Raw genomic sequence first — 14,068 nt, 5'->3', positions numbered from 1 at the left:
CCGCCTTGACTGGCGGCATGCAGCGACCCGAAGCAGCAGCGGTGGACACGGCGCGGAGCGGGCCGGGCGGCGCCGGCCGGCCCGCATCCGGGCCCGGGAGGTGGCGCGCGCGGACCCGCCGGGCGATCCGCGCCGCCTCCCGGCCCGGCCCCTGGAAGCGCGGCCCGGTGCTCGCGGCGCTGGCGCTGCTGCTCGGCCTGCTGATGCTGCTGCACGCGAGCGTCCCCAACCGGGTCGGCCACCTCGGCAGCCTGGTGGAGACCTTCCTGCCGTGGTTCGGGGTGTTCGTCCCCGTCCTGCTGGCCGGGGCGCTCTGGCGGCGCTCCGCCGCCGCGGTGGTCGCGCTGCTGCTGCCGGCCGTCGTGTGGCTGAACCTCTTCGGCGGGCTCGTCGGCGACCGGTCCCACCGCGGCGGCGGCGACCTGACCGTGGCCGAGCACAACGTCGGCGCGGGCAACCCCGACCCGCCCGGCACCGCCCGCGACCTGACCGCCGCGGGCGCGGACCTGCTGGCCCTGGTGGAGCTGACCCCGCAGGCCGCGGGCGGGTACGAGAAGGCGCTCGCGACGGCGTACCCGTACCACACGGTGCTGGGCACGGTCGGCCTGTGGAGCAGGCTGCCGCTGTCCGGCACCCGGCCGGTCGACGTCGTGGACGCCGGGCCGTTGGCCCGGACCCTGCCGGCCGGCGCGCGGACGGCGTCGAACCGGGCGCTGCGCACCACGGTGGCCACCGCCCACGGGCCGCTGGCGGTGTACGTGGCCCACCTGGGCTCCGCGCGGGTCACCCCCCGGGCGGGCTTCTGGACGGCCTCGCGGGACAGGGGCGAGCAGGTGCTCGGGGCGGCCGTCGCCGCCGAGCGGAACCCGCGGGTGGTGCTGCTCGGCGACCTCAACGGCACCACCGACGACCGCGCGCTGCGCGACCTGACCTCGCGGCTGCACTCGGCCCAGCGCGAGGCGGGGGCCGGCTTCGGCTTCACCTGGCCGGCGGCGTTCCCGGTGGCGCGGATCGACCAGATCCTGGTCCGCGGCGTGCGGCCGGTGAGCTCCTGGGTGCTGCCGGCGACCGGCAGCGACCACCTGCCGGTGGCGGCCGGCATCAGCTGGTGAACGCCGCGCGCGGCGCGGGCGCGGGCGTCAGGAGTGGAGGGAGCGGCCGAAGCCCGCGGCCAGCGGCATGCGGAGCCCCAGCGGCGGCGGCGCCGCCAGCGCGTCGGCGACCGGCCGGGCGAACGGCCGGTCCAGCAGGCAGCCGAGGACGAAGTCCGCGGTCAGCGCGAACACCTCCGCGCGGTGCTGGTGCAGCGCGTGCCCGTCCGAGTGCACCTCGAACCGGCACACCTGCCGGTTGACCTTCTTGACCCGCTCCGCGAGCCGGTACGACAGCTCGGGCGCCGTCGCGTCGTCGTCCGTGCCGTGGGCGATGAGCACGCGCCGCCCGATCAGCTGCTTGACCGGCTCGGGCTCCGGCCCGTCCGGCAGCCACGGCGCCAGCGCGACCACCGACGTGACCGCCGGATGCCCGGCGGCGTGCAGCGCCGCCCGCGCCCCCATGTCCATGCCGACCAGGCACACCGGCACGTCGCCGTAGCGCCGCACCGCCTCGCCGACCGCCCACTCCGCGTCCTCCGCGGGGTGCGCGTGCCCGCCGTTCCAGCCGCGGAAGCGGTAGTGCACCACATGGGCGGCGAGCCCGTCCGCGAGGCCCTCGCGCACCAGGTGCCGGGCCAGCGGCCACATCACGGCCGCGGCCACGGGGGAGCGGCGCCGGGTGCTCAGCGCGTCGCCGCCCGGCAGGGCGAGCACCACCGCGCGGACCGTCGCGCCGGTGTGCGGGTCGCGCTGCCGGGGCCCCGGCACGAGGCCGGGCGCCACCTGGCGGCCCAGCCGTGCGCCACGCGCCGGTAATGCTTGCGAAGCCATGCCGCAACCTTGGCAGACGACAGGGGGTGCGCTGTATGGCCGTGCGGAAAATTGTTGGCCCAAGCAGGATATCTACGCGCGTAGGAGCTATTGTTCCGTCATGCAGAACGCCATGCCGAGCCATCCGACCCGGGAGCAGATCCGCCGCGCCCCCAAGGCCCTGCTCCACGACCACCTCGACGGCGGGCTGCGCCCCGGCACGATCGTCGACCTCGCGCACGCCACCGGCTACACCGCGCTGCCCGAGACCGAACCTGACAAGCTCGGCGCGTGGTTCCGCGCCGCGGCGGACTCCGGCTCGCTGGAGCGCTACCTGGAGACCTTCGCCCACACCTGCGCGGTGATGCAGACCCGCGACGCGCTGGTCAGGGTCGCCGCCGAGTGCGCCGAGGACCTGGCCGCCGACGGCGTCGTCTACGCCGAGGTGCGGTACGCGCCGGAGCAGCACCTGGAGGCAGGACTGACCCTCGAAGAGGTCGTCGAGGCGGTCACCGAGGGCTTCCGGCTGGGCGAGCGGCGGGCCCGCGAGGCCGGCAACCGGATCAGGGTCGGCGCCCTGCTCACCGCGATGCGGCACGCCGCGCGCTCCCAGGAGATCGCCGAACTCGCCAACCGCTACCGCGACTCGGGCGTCGTCGGCTTCGACATCGCGGGCGCGGAGGCCGGCTACCCGCCCACCCGGCACCTGGACGCCTTCGAGTACCTCAAGCGGGAGAACAACCACTTCACCATCCACGCCGGCGAGGCGTTCGGCCTGCCGTCGATCTGGCAGGCGCTCCAGTGGTGCGGCGCCGACCGGCTCGGCCACGGCGTGCGGATCATCGACGACATCGAGCAGAAGGACGGCGAGGTCTCCCTCGGCCGCCTCGCGTCCTACGTGCGCGACAAGCGCGTCCCGCTGGAGATGTGCCCGACGTCCAACCTCCAGACCGGCGCCGCCTCCTCGTACGAGGAGCACCCCATCGGGCTGCTGCGCCGGCTGCACTTCCGGGTCACCGTGAACACCGACAACCGGCTGATGAGCGGCACCAGCATGAGCCGCGAGTTCGAGCACCTGGTCGACGCGTTCGGTTACACGCTCGACGACCTCCAGTGGTTCACCGTCAATGCCATGAAATCGGCGTTCATTCCTTTTGACGAACGTCTCGCCATGATCAACGAGGTGATCAAGCCGGGCTACGCCGAGCTGAAGGCCGAGTGGCTGTTCGCGCCGGGCACGGCCGTACCCCCCGTGGCCAGCGGTTCCGCCGCGGACGCCGGCTGAGTCCCGCGGCGCGCCGCGGCGCGTGCGGGGAGGTCACGGGCGCGCCACGCCGGTTGCACCGGTGGTGAGTGCGTGACTACGTTCCGGAGTCATGCAAACCCGAACCAAGAAGACCCTCGCGACCACCGCCCTCGGGCTCGCGGCTGTCGCCGCCGCGGCCGGCTCCGCCTCCGCCGCCGACCTGACCGGCGCCAGCCTCGGCTCGCTGCCGGTCGGCCAGGCCACCGGCCTGCTGCCGGGCGCCACCGACACCGCCTCCGGCGCGCACACCGCGCTGGCCAACGGCACCTCCGGGCTGCCCACCAACGGGCTGCTGCCCTCCGGCAACCACCTGTCGGGCAACCAGGTCGCCCCGGTCAGCGGCCTGCTCGGCGGCCTCCCGGCCGGCGCCGGCGTCCTCGGCGGCTGAGCCCGCACCCCGCGACGGCCCGCGGGCCGCGCCCCTCTTCGCACGGAGGGCGCGCCCCGCGGGTTGCGTTCCTCCCGGCGCCGGCGCCGGCGCCCGCGTGTCGGGCGTGTCGCGGCGTGTCCGGTGTCTCCGGCAGGCCCTACGGGACCAGGGCCGGCTGCGGCCGCGCGCCGGTGGCCTGCGCCGCACGCCCGCGCAGCCGGTGCCGGACGGCCGGCACGACCAGCAGATGCGCCAGTGCCACGCCCAGCGTGTTGAGCAGCAGCGCGTCCACGTCGAAGAGCTGCCCCGGCACCAGCGTCTGGGTGAACTCCAGCGACAGCGACACCATCAGCCCGGCGAACGCCGTCCTGGCGAACGACGCGAACCCCGAGGTGTCGACCCGGCCGCCGGCCAGCGGCAGCAGCACGCCGAGCGGGGCCAGCAGCCCCAGGCCCGCGCCGAGCCTGCGGGCCGCCTGCAGCGGACCCATCCGCAGGTCCTCGTGGATGGTGGCCAGCGGCCGCAGGTTCGGCGCGGGCACCCAGGCCACGTAGTGCGGCCGCAGCAGCATCCAGGCGACGAAGGACAGATACGCCGCGGTGAGCAGCAGCCCGGCCGCGCGCACCCTGATCATGGAGCCATCGTGCCGCACGCTGTCCAGGACGCGCCCCGGCGCGCCGCGGTTCCCGGTGCGAACGGGCGTTCTCACGGGACCGGCTCGCCGGCGCTGACCGCCGCGTCCGCGCTCGTCCGCAGCTCCGGCGTGCAGCTGTAGCGGCGCAGCTCGTCGCCGGCGTCCGGGCCGCCGAGCACCACGGAGCCGCCGGGCGCCAGCGCGGAGTCCGCGGCCAGCGTGCAGACGACCTGGCCGAGCACGAACGACGGCAGGTCCTCCGCCGCCTCGCTCAGCCGCAGCGCGTCCGCGGGATCGCCCGGCAGCGGCGCGAGCACCTCCAGCGTCACCGGCACGGCCGTGTAGAACCCGGCGGTGGACTCCGCCGCCCGCGGGCTGGCCTGGAGCAGGGCGATCAGCTGCCGGGCGAGCCGCTCCCGCCCGCCGCGTCCGCCCCCCACGTCCGCCACCCGCACCGGGCGCCGCACCGGCGCGATCTGACCGCTGCACACCAGGTACACCTTGCGCGTCACCGCGTCGGGCAGCGGCGTCGCCGGCGCCGCCGGCTGCGCGCACGACACCCGCGACGGCGCGGGACCCGCGTCCACCGGCACCGACGTGGTGCGGATGCCGCACCCGGCGAGCAGCGGCGCCAGCGCCAGCCCCAGCACGCCCACCGCCCACCCCCTGCGCGCGACGGCCATGCGGGACGCCGCGCCCGTCCTGCACGCCGCGCCGGTCCCGTGCATCGCGCTCATGCCGGACTCCCCGCGCCGCCGTGCGGGCGGTCAGGACCGTCCGGGTCGTCCGGGTCGTCCTCCGCCGGACGCACCGGCAGGCGCAGCGTGAACACCGCGCCGCCGGAAGGGGAGTTGGCGGCGGTGATGTCGCCGCCGTGGATGTGCGCGTTCTCCCTCGCGATGGACAGGCCCAGACCGCTGCCCTCCGACCGCGCCCGGGAGGCGTCCGCCTTGTAGAACCGGTCGAAGACGTGCGGCAGCACTCCCTCCGGGATGCCGGGGCCGTGATCGGAGACCGCCACCACGATCTGCTCGCCCTCGCGCCGCAGCGTCACCCGTACCGGCGAGCCGCCGTGCTTCAGCGCGTTCCCGATCAGATTGGCCATGATCACGTCGAGCCGGCGCGGGTCGAGGGTGGCCAGCAGCCCGCGGGGCGCGTCCAGCTCCACCGAGTCCAGCCAGGCCCTGGCGTCCATGCAGGCCATGATCATGTCCGCCACGTCGACCTCGTCGACGCGCAGCTTCGCGGTCCCGGCGTCGAAGCGGGTGACCTCCATCAGCGTCTCCACCAGTTCGTTCAGCCGCCGCGTCTCGCTGACCACCAGGCGTACCGCGGGGGCGATCATCGGGTCCAGCGCCTCCGCCTCGTCCTCCAGCACGTCCGTCACCGCGGTGATCGCGGTCAGCGGCGTGCGCAGCTCGTGCGACATGTCGGCGACGAACCGCCGGCTCGCCGCCTCGCGGGCGCTCAGCTCCTCGACCCGCGTCTCCAGCGCCTCCGCGGCGCTGTTGAACGTCCGTGACATCTCGGCGAGTTCGTCGGTGCCGGTGACCTTCAGCCGGGTGTCCAGATGCCCCTCGCCGAGCCGCTGCGCCGCCTCGCCGAGCCGCCGTACCGGACGCAGCACCGCCGAGCCGGCCGCCTGCGCCAGCAGCGCCGCGCCGATCAGCGCCAGCAGCGTGGCGATCCCCAGCGACCAGGCCAGCGAGTTGAGGTCCTTGCGCTCCGCGTCCAGCGACTTGAGCATGTAGCCGGTCGGGCCGTCCCGGTTGATCCGCGCGCCCGCCACCAGATACGGGTGGCCCTGCAGCGAGATCCGCTCCCAGTGCAGGTGGTAGCGGTTGTCGTCGTTCTTGTGCGGGGTGTTCACCGCGCGTTGCAGCGACGCCGGCACGTCGTCCAGCGTGAACACGTCGCGGTCCGAGGGCGCCGCGCACGGCGAGCCGTCCGGGGCGGTGTCGATCAGCACCACCTGGTACGTGTCGGGCCCGCCTATCTGGTCCGCCGCCTTCTCCAGCGACTCGCAGGTCGGTGCAACCGGCAGCGAGGCCGCGTTGCGCTGCAACGAGTCGCGGAAGTCGTTGAGCGCGCTGTTCTGCGCCCGGGTCAGCACCGCGTCGCGGTTGAGCCAGTACGCGATCCCCGACACCGACACCGCCGCGGTCAGGGCGACCAGCGCGAACACCGCGACCAGCCGCAGCCGCAGACTCGTCCAGCGCAGCCCGCCGGACGCCCGGCCGGCCCGGCCGGCACCGGGACGAAGGCTCACTGAGGCGTGTCCAGGCGGTAGCCGACACCGCGGACGGTACGGATCAGCGTCGGCGAGGACGGCACGTCCTCGATCTTCGCGCGCAGCCGCTGCACACACGCGTCGACCAGCCGGGAGTCGCCGAGGTAGTCGTGCTCCCACACCAGGCGCAGCAACTGCTGCCGGGACAGCGCCTGCCCGGGCCGCCGGCTCAGCTCCAGCAGCAGCCGCAGCTCGGTCGGCGTGAGCTGGAGGTCCTGCCCGTCCTTGGTGACCGTCATGGCGTTGCGGTCGATGACGATCGGGCCGAACGCCGCCGAGTCGGTGCTGTCCCGCTCGCCGCGGCGCAACACCGCCCGGATGCGGGCGTCCAGCACCCGCGGCTGCACCGGCTTGATCACGTAGTCGTCCGCCCCGGACTCCAGCCCCACCACGACGTCGATGTCGTCGCTGCGCGCGGTCAGCAGGATGATCGGCAGCTGGTCGGTGCGCCGGATCCGCCGGCACACCTCGAAACCGTCGATCCCGGGCAGCATCACGTCCAGCACGATCAGGTCGGGGCGCTGCTCCTTGAGCAGCCGCAGCCCGTCCTCGCCCGTCGCCGCGGCCACCACGCGGTGACCCTGGCGGGACAGGCCGAGTTCGAGACCCGTACGGATGGCGTCGTCATCCTCGATAAGCAACAGGAAAGGCACGCCGCACATTGTTGCCTACGCCAGGTCGCCGGTTGAAGCACGGGGAGAACACCGTGCGCGACGCCGCGACGCCGCCGCATCCGCCCGGCGGGCGCGGGAAACGCACAGCGCTCGCACAGGGGGCTCCTTCCTCTGTGACGGGCCTGTGACACTCGCCGGACAGCGCCATGAAACTGGCCCGGCAGTCTTATGGCCATCGGATCACCGCACGCCGCAACGGCTGCGACGCCGAAGACCACGCTGACGGTTCCATCGACGGGGGCGCGACATGAACGCACTGCACAGCACCACCACCGCCGCAGTCCGGTCCGCGCACGACCACTCGATGACCAGGACCACCGAGATGTCCGGTGCCGCGAGCGCACGGGGGTACGCTCGCGGCACCGGACGCACTTCCGGCCACCAGGCCGTGGTCCCGCGCCAGCGCCCCGCGTACATCACGCCGGTCGAGGGCGCAGGGCGCGAGCGGGTGCCGGCCCAGGCCGGCTCTCCCGAGGCCGAGCGCACCGCGGAGCAGCGCGCCGAGGCCGAGGCGGCCTTCACCGCCTACGTGCAGGAGCGCCGCGCCTCCCTCTACGCGACCGCCTACCACCTGACCGGTGACCGGTTCGCCGCGGAGGACCTGCTGCAGAGCGCGCTGTTCTCCACCTACCGCGCGTGGGACCGGATCAGCGACAAGGCGGCGGTCGGCGGCTACCTGCGCCGCACCATGACCAACCTGCACATCAGCGCCTGGCGGCGGCGCAAGCTCAACGAGTACCCGACCGAGGAGCTGCCCGAGACGGTCGGCGACACCGACGAGATGGGCGGCACCGAGCTGCGCGCCGTGCTGTGGCAGGCGCTCGCCCGGCTGCCCGAGCAGCAGCGCACCATGCTCGTGCTGCGCTACTACGAGGGCCGCACCGACCCGGAGATCGCCGACATCCTGAACATCAGCGTCGGCACCGTGAAGAGCAGCATCTGGCGCTCGCTGCGCCGGATGCGCGAGGACGAGGCGCTCAGCTTCGGCCGTGACGAGGAGGACGCGTTCGGCGAGCTGGTCGCCTGACCAGGCCACTGTCAGGGGGAGGACCCTTCGGGGTCCGCGGGGGTGAGGTCCGGGGCTCTGGGGGGAGCGCCGGGCCTCACACCCGTTCCGGCCTCACGCCTGCACGGGCCTCACGCCTGTACGGACTGCGCGGCGGCCGGGCGCGGCGCCGGGACCCGTACCGGAACGCCGGCGGCGGCGACCGCGGCGGCGATCCGGCCCGCGGCCTCGGTGTGGCCGCACGGATGGCAGCCCAGCGCCACGTGCCGCGCGACGATGCCGCGCTCGGCCCGCATCAGGTGCCAGCCGCGACGGACCAGGAACGGCAGGGACTTGCGGCCCTCGCGCAGATCCCGGACGAACCTGCGGCGCGCCGTCGTCGCCGGCCGCCCGCGCAGGCACAGCGCGTCGGCGAGCAGCCCCAGCTCCCGGCAGCGGACCGCGATCTCCGCGGCGAAGATCCCCTCCGCGACGAACACCGGAGCGGCCCGCAGGTCCAGCACCGCGCTGCCCGTCGCCGCGCTGGCCGCGATGTCGTACACGGGGGTGCGGGCGGCGCCCTCCGCGCACAGCGCGGTGATCGCGGCGACCGCCGCGTCCGCGTTCCACGAGGCCGGGGCGTCCCAGTCGGTCGCGGTACCCCCGGGCAGCGACGGGAGCGTCGGGTCGCCGGCGTCCTTGTAGAAGTCGTCGAGCGCCAGCACCGGCAGCCCGGTACGGGTGGCGAGGGAGGATTTTCCTGAGCCCGAAGGGCCGGCCAGGAGGATCACGCGGGCAGGGGAAGCACTCACGGGCAGCCATTCTCCCACGCCGGCACGGCCAGGCACACCCGTCTGACGTGCGCGGGCGTGACCTCAGGGGCCAGCGGGCCGTTGACCGGATGCCGGCGACGCACAGGCCGGCACGTTCCGGCACCGTCAGGCCGCGCGCCGGCCCGGCCACGAAGAAGGGACCGCGTCCATGCGCGACCGCATCCGTACCGCCCTCGTCCTGACGTTCTCCGCCGCCGCGGCGGCGCTGCTGCCGGCGGCCGCCGCGCACGCCGCCGACGGGTCGGGGACCGTGGGCGCGCTGCCCACCGCGGGAGTGGGCGACCTGCTGCCCACCGACGCGGTGCCCACCTCCGCGCTGGACGACGCGCTGCCCACGCAGTCGGTCACCGACGCGCTTGGCAGCGGCATCGGCCCGGTCAAGCACCTCACCCTCGACCCGCTGTCCAACACCGGCGTGGACCCGCTGGACAACGCCGTGGGCGGCCAGATCGCCGACTTCAAGCCGGTCTCCACCGCCATCGCCACCGACCCCGTCACCAGCGGCGGATCGCTGTCCACGCTGCCGGTCGTCGGAGCCGCGGCGGGCCTGCTCCCCGGCTGACCGGACGGCCGAGCGCAGGAAGGCCCCGCGCGGTACGGCGCGGGGCCCTTCGCGGGAGCGGTCAGACGCCGATCGGGTGCCAGACCGTCTTGGTCTCCAGCCACTCGGTGAGCCGGCCGGTGCCCGGGTCCGCAGACCAGTCCTCGGACAGCGCCGGGCGGCGCACCCGCTTGAGGTTGTCCGCGGCGGCCGTCTCCAGCTCGGCCGCCAGCGCGGCGTCCGCGCCGGTCAGGTCGATGCCGTTGACGTCCTGGTGCGCGGCGAGCGGCGCGGCGATCTCCGCGGTCCTGCCGGACAGCACGTTGACCACGCCGCCGGGCAGGTCGGAGGTGGCCAGCACCTCGCCCAGCGACAGCGCGGGCAGCGGCGCCTCCTGCGAGGCCACCAGCACCGCGGTGTTGCCGGTGGCGATCACCGGGGCCAGCACCGAGACCAGCCCGAGGAACGACGACCGCTGCGGGGCGAGCACCGCGACCACACCGGTCGGCTCCGGCGTCGACAGGTTGAAGTACGGCCCGGCCACCGGGTTCGCGCCGCCGACCACCTGGGCGATCTTGTCGGTCCAGCCCGCGTACCAGACCCAGCGGTCGACCGCCGCGGCCACCGCGGCGGCCGCCTTCGCCTTCGACAGGCCCTCCGCCTCCGCGACCTCGCGGGCGAACTGCTCGCGCCGCCCCTCCAGCATCTCCGCCACCCGGTACAGCACCTGCCCGCGGTTGTACGCGGTCGCGCCCGACCAGCCGGCCACCGCCTTGCGGGCGGCGACCACCGCGTCACGGGCGTCCTTGCGCGAGGCGAGCGGCGCGTTCGCCAGCCACCTGTCCCTGGAGTCGGTCACCTCGTACACCCGGCCGCTCTCGGAGCGGGGGAACTTCCCCCCGACGTACAGCTTGTAGGTCTTCAGGACGCTCAGCCGAGCGTCACGCGCGTCATCAGACACCTTCATGGTCGCGCTCGCCCTCTCGCTCGCTTCGCTCGTTCGACGTCTCAGCCGCTCCGGCGAGGTACGCCTCCAGGCCGTGCCGGCCGCCTTCCCGGCCGTGGCCGGACTCCTTGTAGCCGCCGAACGGCGAGGTCGGGTCGAACTTGTTGAAGGTGTTGGCCCACACCACGCCGGCCCGCAGCTTGCTCGCGATCGACAGGATGCGCGAGCCCTTCTCCGTCCACACGCCCGCGGACAGCCCGTACGGCGTGTTGTTGGCCTTCTCCACCGCCTCCGCGGGGGTGCGGAAGGTCAGCACCGACAGCACCGGGCCGAAGATCTCCTCGCGCGCGATGCGGTGCGCCTGCGTCACGCCGGTGAACAGCGTCGGCGCGAACCAGTAGCCGGCGTCGGGCAGTTCACAGGCCGGCGCCCAGCGCTCGGCGCCCTCCGCCTCGCCCGCCTCGGCCAGCGAGGTGATCCTGGCCAGCTGCTCGGCGGAGTTGATCGCGCCGATGTCGGTGTTTTTGTCCAGCGGGTCGCCGACCCGCAGGGTGCCCATCCGCCGCTTCAGCGCGTCCAGCACCTCCTCCTGCACCGACTCCTGGACCAGCAACCGCGAGCCCGCGCAGCACACATGGCCCTGGTTGAAGAAGATCCCGTCGACGATCCCCTCGACGGCCTGGTCGATCGGCGCGTCGTCGAAGACGATGTTCGCCGCCTTGCCGCCCAGTTCCAGGGTGACCCTCTTGGACGTGCCGGCCACCGTGCGGGCGATGGCCTTGCCCACCTCGGTGCTGCCGGTGAACGCCACCTTGTTCACGTCCTCGTGCGCGACCAGCGCCGCGCCCGCGTCGCCGTACCCGGTGAGGATGTTGACCACACCCCGGGGCAGCCCGGCCTGGCGGCACACGTCGGCGAAGAACAGCGCGCTCAGCGGGGTCGTCTCGGCGGGCTTGAGCACCACCGTGTTGCCCGCGGCCAGCGCCGGCGCGATCTTCCAGGCGAGCATCAGCAGCGGGAAGTTCCACGGGATGATCTGGCCGGCCACGCCCAGCGGCTTCGGGTCCGACCCGAACCCGGCGTACGCGAGCTTGTCCGCCCAGCCGGCGTAGTAGAAGAAGTGCGCGGCGACCAGCGGCAGGTCGACGTCCCGGGTCTCGCGGATCGGCTTGCCGTTGTCCAGCGACTCCAGCACCGCGAACTCGCGCGCCCGCTCCTGCAGGATGCGGGCGATCCGGAACAGGTACTTGCCGCGCTCGGCGCCCGGCAGCGCCGACCACGACGTGAACGCCCTGCGGGCCGCCTTCACCGCCCGGTCCACGTCCGCCTCGCCGGCGCGCGCGACCTCCGCGAGGACCTCCTCGCTGGACGGCGAGACGGTCTTGAACACCGTGCCGTCGGCCGCCTCGGTGAACTCGCCGTCGATGAACAGCCCGTACGAGGGCGCCAGATCGACGATCGCGCGGGATTCCGGCGCGGGGGCGTACTCGAACTTCTGGTGAGGCATGGCGATCAGTCCACCGTCACGTAGTCGGGACCGGAGTACCGGCCGGTGCTGAGCTTCTGACGCTGCATCAGCAGGTCGTTGAGCAGGCTGGACGCGCCGAACCTGAACCAGTCGGGCGACAGCCAGTCGTCGCCCAGCGTCTCGTTCACCATCACCAGGTACTTGACGGCGTCCTTCGACGTCCTGATGCCGCCGGCCGGCTTCACCCCGACCTGCACGCCCACCGCGTCCCGGAAGTCGCGGACCGCCTCCAGCATCAGCAGCGTGTTCGCCGGAGTGGCGTTGACCGCGACCTTGCCGGTCGAGGTCTTGATGAAGTCCGCGCCCGCCAGCATGGCCAGCCACGAGCAGCGGCGGATGTTGTCGTACGTCGACAGCTCGCCGTTCTCGAAGATCACCTTCAGGTGGGCGGCGCCGCCGTCCCCCGGCCGGGCGCACGCGGCCTTCACCGCGCGGATCTCCTCGAACACGTCCATGTACCGGCCGGCGAGGAACGCGCCGCGGTCGATGACCATGTCGATCTCGTCGGCCCCCGCCGCGACCGCGTCCGCGGTGTCCGCGAGCTTCACCGCGAGCGAGGCGCGTCCCGCGGGGAACGCGGTGGCGACCGACGCGACGTGCACGCCCGACGCGCCCAGCGCGTCCTTGGCCACCGCCACCATGTCCGGGTACACGCAGATCGCCGCGACCTGCGGCGTGCTCCGGTCGGTCGGATCGGGCCGTACGCCCTTGGCGCACAGCGCGCGCACCTTGCCGGGCGTGTCGGCGCCTTCGAGGGTGGTCAGGTCGATCATCGAGATCGCGAGATCGATGGCGTACGCCTTGGCGGTCGTCTTGATCGAGCGGGTGCCGAGGGTGGCGGCCCGCGCCTCGAGACCGACGGCGTCGACGCCGGGCAGCCCGTGCAGGAAGCGCCGCAGCGCGCTGCCGCTCGCGGTCACGTCCGCCAGCGAGGACAGCCGGCCCGCGGCGTCGGGGGCGTATGCGGGAACAACGGAGGACACAGTCACCACATCACCTTATCTACGCGCGTAGCGATCCGTCCAGCGCGGATGCGGCCGGGGGCCGCGCGTCTGCGCTCCAGCGTAGGCCGCCGGGCCCGGCAGGCGGCGACCGGGTGAAAAGCGGGGCCTCCGCCACCGCAATCGGAATGCAACGCGGCCGTGGCCGGGTGCGCGGCGGGCGTCGGGCAGAATCGGGGGTTATGACGAGCTCCCACCAGCACCGCCCGAACGGCCCGGCCACCGCCGGCGACGGGCGGCCGCCGCAGTACGCCGACCGCGTCTACCGCTCCACGGCCGGAGTCGCCGGCGGCGTGCTCCTGCTCGTGCTCGCCGGCTGGCTCGGCGGCGACGCGGTCGCCCGCGGCGACGGGCGCACCCCGTGGCTCGCGCTCGCCGCGATGCTCACCGCGGTGCCGCTGCTCGTCGCGTTCACCATCCGCCCGGCGGTCTTCGCCGGGGCGGAGCGGATCAGGGTCCGCAACCCCTTCCGCACGGTCACCCTGCCGTGGGCCGGCGTCGACCGGCTGCGCGCCTCCTTCTCCACGGAGCTGTTCGCCGGCGAGCGCAAGTTCCAGCTCTGGGCGATCCCCGTCTCCCTCCGCGCCCGCAAGCGCGCGGCCCGCCAGACCGCACGGGCCCAGGCGTCCGGAAGCTCCGACCCGTTCGGCTCCGCCGCCGCCCGCCTCCGCCCCGGCCTCCGGCCCGGCCAGCGCTCCCAGGCCAACCCCGACGACCCGATCCGCTCCTGGTCCGACCAGGCGCTCGCCGAACTCCGCGAGCTCGCCGACAACCACCCCCTGCCGGAGGGCGCTTCGCGCCCTGAGCCCGTGGTTCGCTGGTGCTACGAGGTCATCGCCCCCGCCGCCGCCGGAGCGATCGTCCTGGCGGTTCTGCTGGCCGTCTGATTCCCGGCGGTCTGCTGGGTCCGGTCGGTGGCGGCGTGACGTCCGGGCGTTTTCCCGGCCGCCTGCCGGTGTCGGTGTGACGCTCTGGCGTTTTCCCGGCCTCCGGTCGGTGGGTCGGGGGCAGTCCGGGGCCGACTCCTCGACTTTGCGGCATTCACGTCCTCCCGCT

At 74.3% G+C, this 14,068-nt stretch carries 15 protein-coding genes; 6 read left to right on the top strand and 9 right to left on the bottom strand.

Annotated features, from left to right (window positions below; translation table 11 throughout):
- Positions 1 to 17: 17 nt before the first annotated feature.
- The gene (locus V2S66_RS06835) at positions 18 to 1,112 is read left to right on the top strand and encodes an endonuclease/exonuclease/phosphatase family protein (protein ID WP_330793606.1); all 1,095 of its coding nucleotides are present in this window, start codon (positions 18 to 20) and stop codon (positions 1,110 to 1,112) included.
- 27 nt (positions 1,113 to 1,139) lie between these two features.
- Here V2S66_RS06835 and V2S66_RS06830 read toward each other — a convergent pair whose 3' ends face one another.
- A complete protein-coding gene (locus V2S66_RS06830) occupies positions 1,140 to 1,925 on the bottom strand; it encodes a dienelactone hydrolase family protein (protein ID WP_330793605.1) in 786 nt (261 codons plus the stop codon).
- 100 nt (positions 1,926 to 2,025) lie between these two features.
- Here V2S66_RS06830 and V2S66_RS06825 point away from each other — a divergent pair, with 100 nt between their 5' ends.
- On the top strand, positions 2,026 to 3,189 hold the full coding sequence (locus V2S66_RS06825; RefSeq protein ID WP_330793604.1) for an adenosine deaminase: 1,164 nt from the start codon (positions 2,026 to 2,028) through the stop codon (positions 3,187 to 3,189).
- 91 nt (positions 3,190 to 3,280) lie between these two features.
- Positions 3,281 to 3,598, top strand: coding sequence for a hypothetical protein (locus tag V2S66_RS06820; protein WP_330793603.1), 318 nt, complete (start codon positions 3,281 to 3,283; stop codon positions 3,596 to 3,598).
- A 139-nt stretch (positions 3,599 to 3,737) separates the two neighbouring features.
- Here V2S66_RS06820 and V2S66_RS06815 read toward each other — a convergent pair whose 3' ends face one another.
- From V2S66_RS06815 to V2S66_RS06800, 4 genes are all read right to left on the bottom strand, one after another.
- Positions 3,738 to 4,214, bottom strand: coding sequence for a VanZ family protein (locus tag V2S66_RS06815; protein WP_330793602.1), 477 nt, complete (start codon positions 4,212 to 4,214; stop codon positions 3,738 to 3,740).
- Positions 4,215 to 4,285: 71 nt separating this feature from the next.
- Positions 4,286 to 4,951 (bottom strand): hypothetical protein, encoded by a 666-nt coding sequence (locus V2S66_RS06810; protein WP_330793601.1) that lies wholly within the window; start codon positions 4,949 to 4,951, stop codon positions 4,286 to 4,288.
- On the bottom strand, positions 4,948 to 6,483 hold the full coding sequence (locus V2S66_RS06805; RefSeq protein ID WP_330793600.1) for a HAMP domain-containing sensor histidine kinase: 1,536 nt from the start codon (positions 6,481 to 6,483) through the stop codon (positions 4,948 to 4,950). Before V2S66_RS06805 ends, V2S66_RS06810 begins: the two co-directional genes overlap by 4 nt.
- On the bottom strand, positions 6,480 to 7,157 hold the full coding sequence (locus V2S66_RS06800) for a response regulator transcription factor (protein ID WP_330793599.1): 678 nt from the start codon (positions 7,155 to 7,157) through the stop codon (positions 6,480 to 6,482). Before V2S66_RS06800 ends, V2S66_RS06805 begins: the two co-directional genes overlap by 4 nt.
- 268 nt (positions 7,158 to 7,425) lie before the next feature.
- Between V2S66_RS06800 and V2S66_RS06795 the strand changes: the two genes are divergently transcribed.
- The gene (locus tag V2S66_RS06795; protein WP_330793598.1) at positions 7,426 to 8,205 is read left to right on the top strand and encodes a SigE family RNA polymerase sigma factor; all 780 of its coding nucleotides are present in this window, start codon (positions 7,426 to 7,428) and stop codon (positions 8,203 to 8,205) included.
- Between the two features lie 110 nt (positions 8,206 to 8,315).
- On the opposite strand, the gene V2S66_RS06790 is transcribed toward V2S66_RS06795, so the two are convergent.
- On the bottom strand, positions 8,316 to 8,975 hold the full coding sequence (locus tag V2S66_RS06790; protein WP_330793597.1) for an ATP-binding protein: 660 nt from the start codon (positions 8,973 to 8,975) through the stop codon (positions 8,316 to 8,318).
- A 169-nt stretch (positions 8,976 to 9,144) separates the two neighbouring features.
- On the opposite strand from V2S66_RS06790, the gene V2S66_RS06785 reads away from it, so the two are divergent.
- Entirely contained in the window at positions 9,145 to 9,558 is a 414-nt protein-coding gene (locus V2S66_RS06785) for a hypothetical protein (protein ID WP_330793596.1), read from the top strand.
- A 61-nt stretch (positions 9,559 to 9,619) separates the two neighbouring features.
- Here the strand turns inward: V2S66_RS06785 and V2S66_RS06780 are convergent, their stop codons facing one another.
- From V2S66_RS06780 to deoC, 3 genes are read right to left on the bottom strand one after another with little or no spacing between them, the layout of a single operon-like run.
- Entirely contained in the window at positions 9,620 to 10,504 is an 885-nt protein-coding gene (locus tag V2S66_RS06780; RefSeq protein WP_330793595.1) for an aldehyde dehydrogenase family protein, read from the bottom strand.
- Positions 10,491 to 11,990 (bottom strand): aldehyde dehydrogenase family protein, encoded by a 1,500-nt coding sequence (locus V2S66_RS06775; RefSeq protein WP_330793594.1) that lies wholly within the window; start codon positions 11,988 to 11,990, stop codon positions 10,491 to 10,493. The genes V2S66_RS06780 and V2S66_RS06775 overlap by 14 nt, the downstream gene beginning before the upstream one ends.
- Positions 11,991 to 11,995: 5 nt before the next feature.
- Complete coding sequence (deoC, locus tag V2S66_RS06770; protein WP_413966325.1) at positions 11,996 to 12,994, bottom strand: deoxyribose-phosphate aldolase; 999 nt, start codon at positions 12,992 to 12,994, stop codon at positions 11,996 to 11,998.
- A 200-nt stretch (positions 12,995 to 13,194) separates the two neighbouring features.
- Between deoC and V2S66_RS06765 the strand changes: the two genes are divergently transcribed.
- Entirely contained in the window at positions 13,195 to 13,899 is a 705-nt protein-coding gene (locus V2S66_RS06765; protein ID WP_330793592.1) for a PH domain-containing protein, read from the top strand.
- Positions 13,900 to 14,068 lie beyond the last annotated feature (169 nt).

The organism is Actinacidiphila polyblastidii, from assembly GCF_036353415.1.
GTDB classification, from domain to species: Bacteria; Actinomycetota; Actinomycetes; order Streptomycetales; family Streptomycetaceae; genus Actinacidiphila; species Actinacidiphila polyblastidii.
The sequence above is the reverse complement of the archived record's forward strand: the minus strand, read 5'-3'. Positions and strand labels throughout refer to the sequence as shown.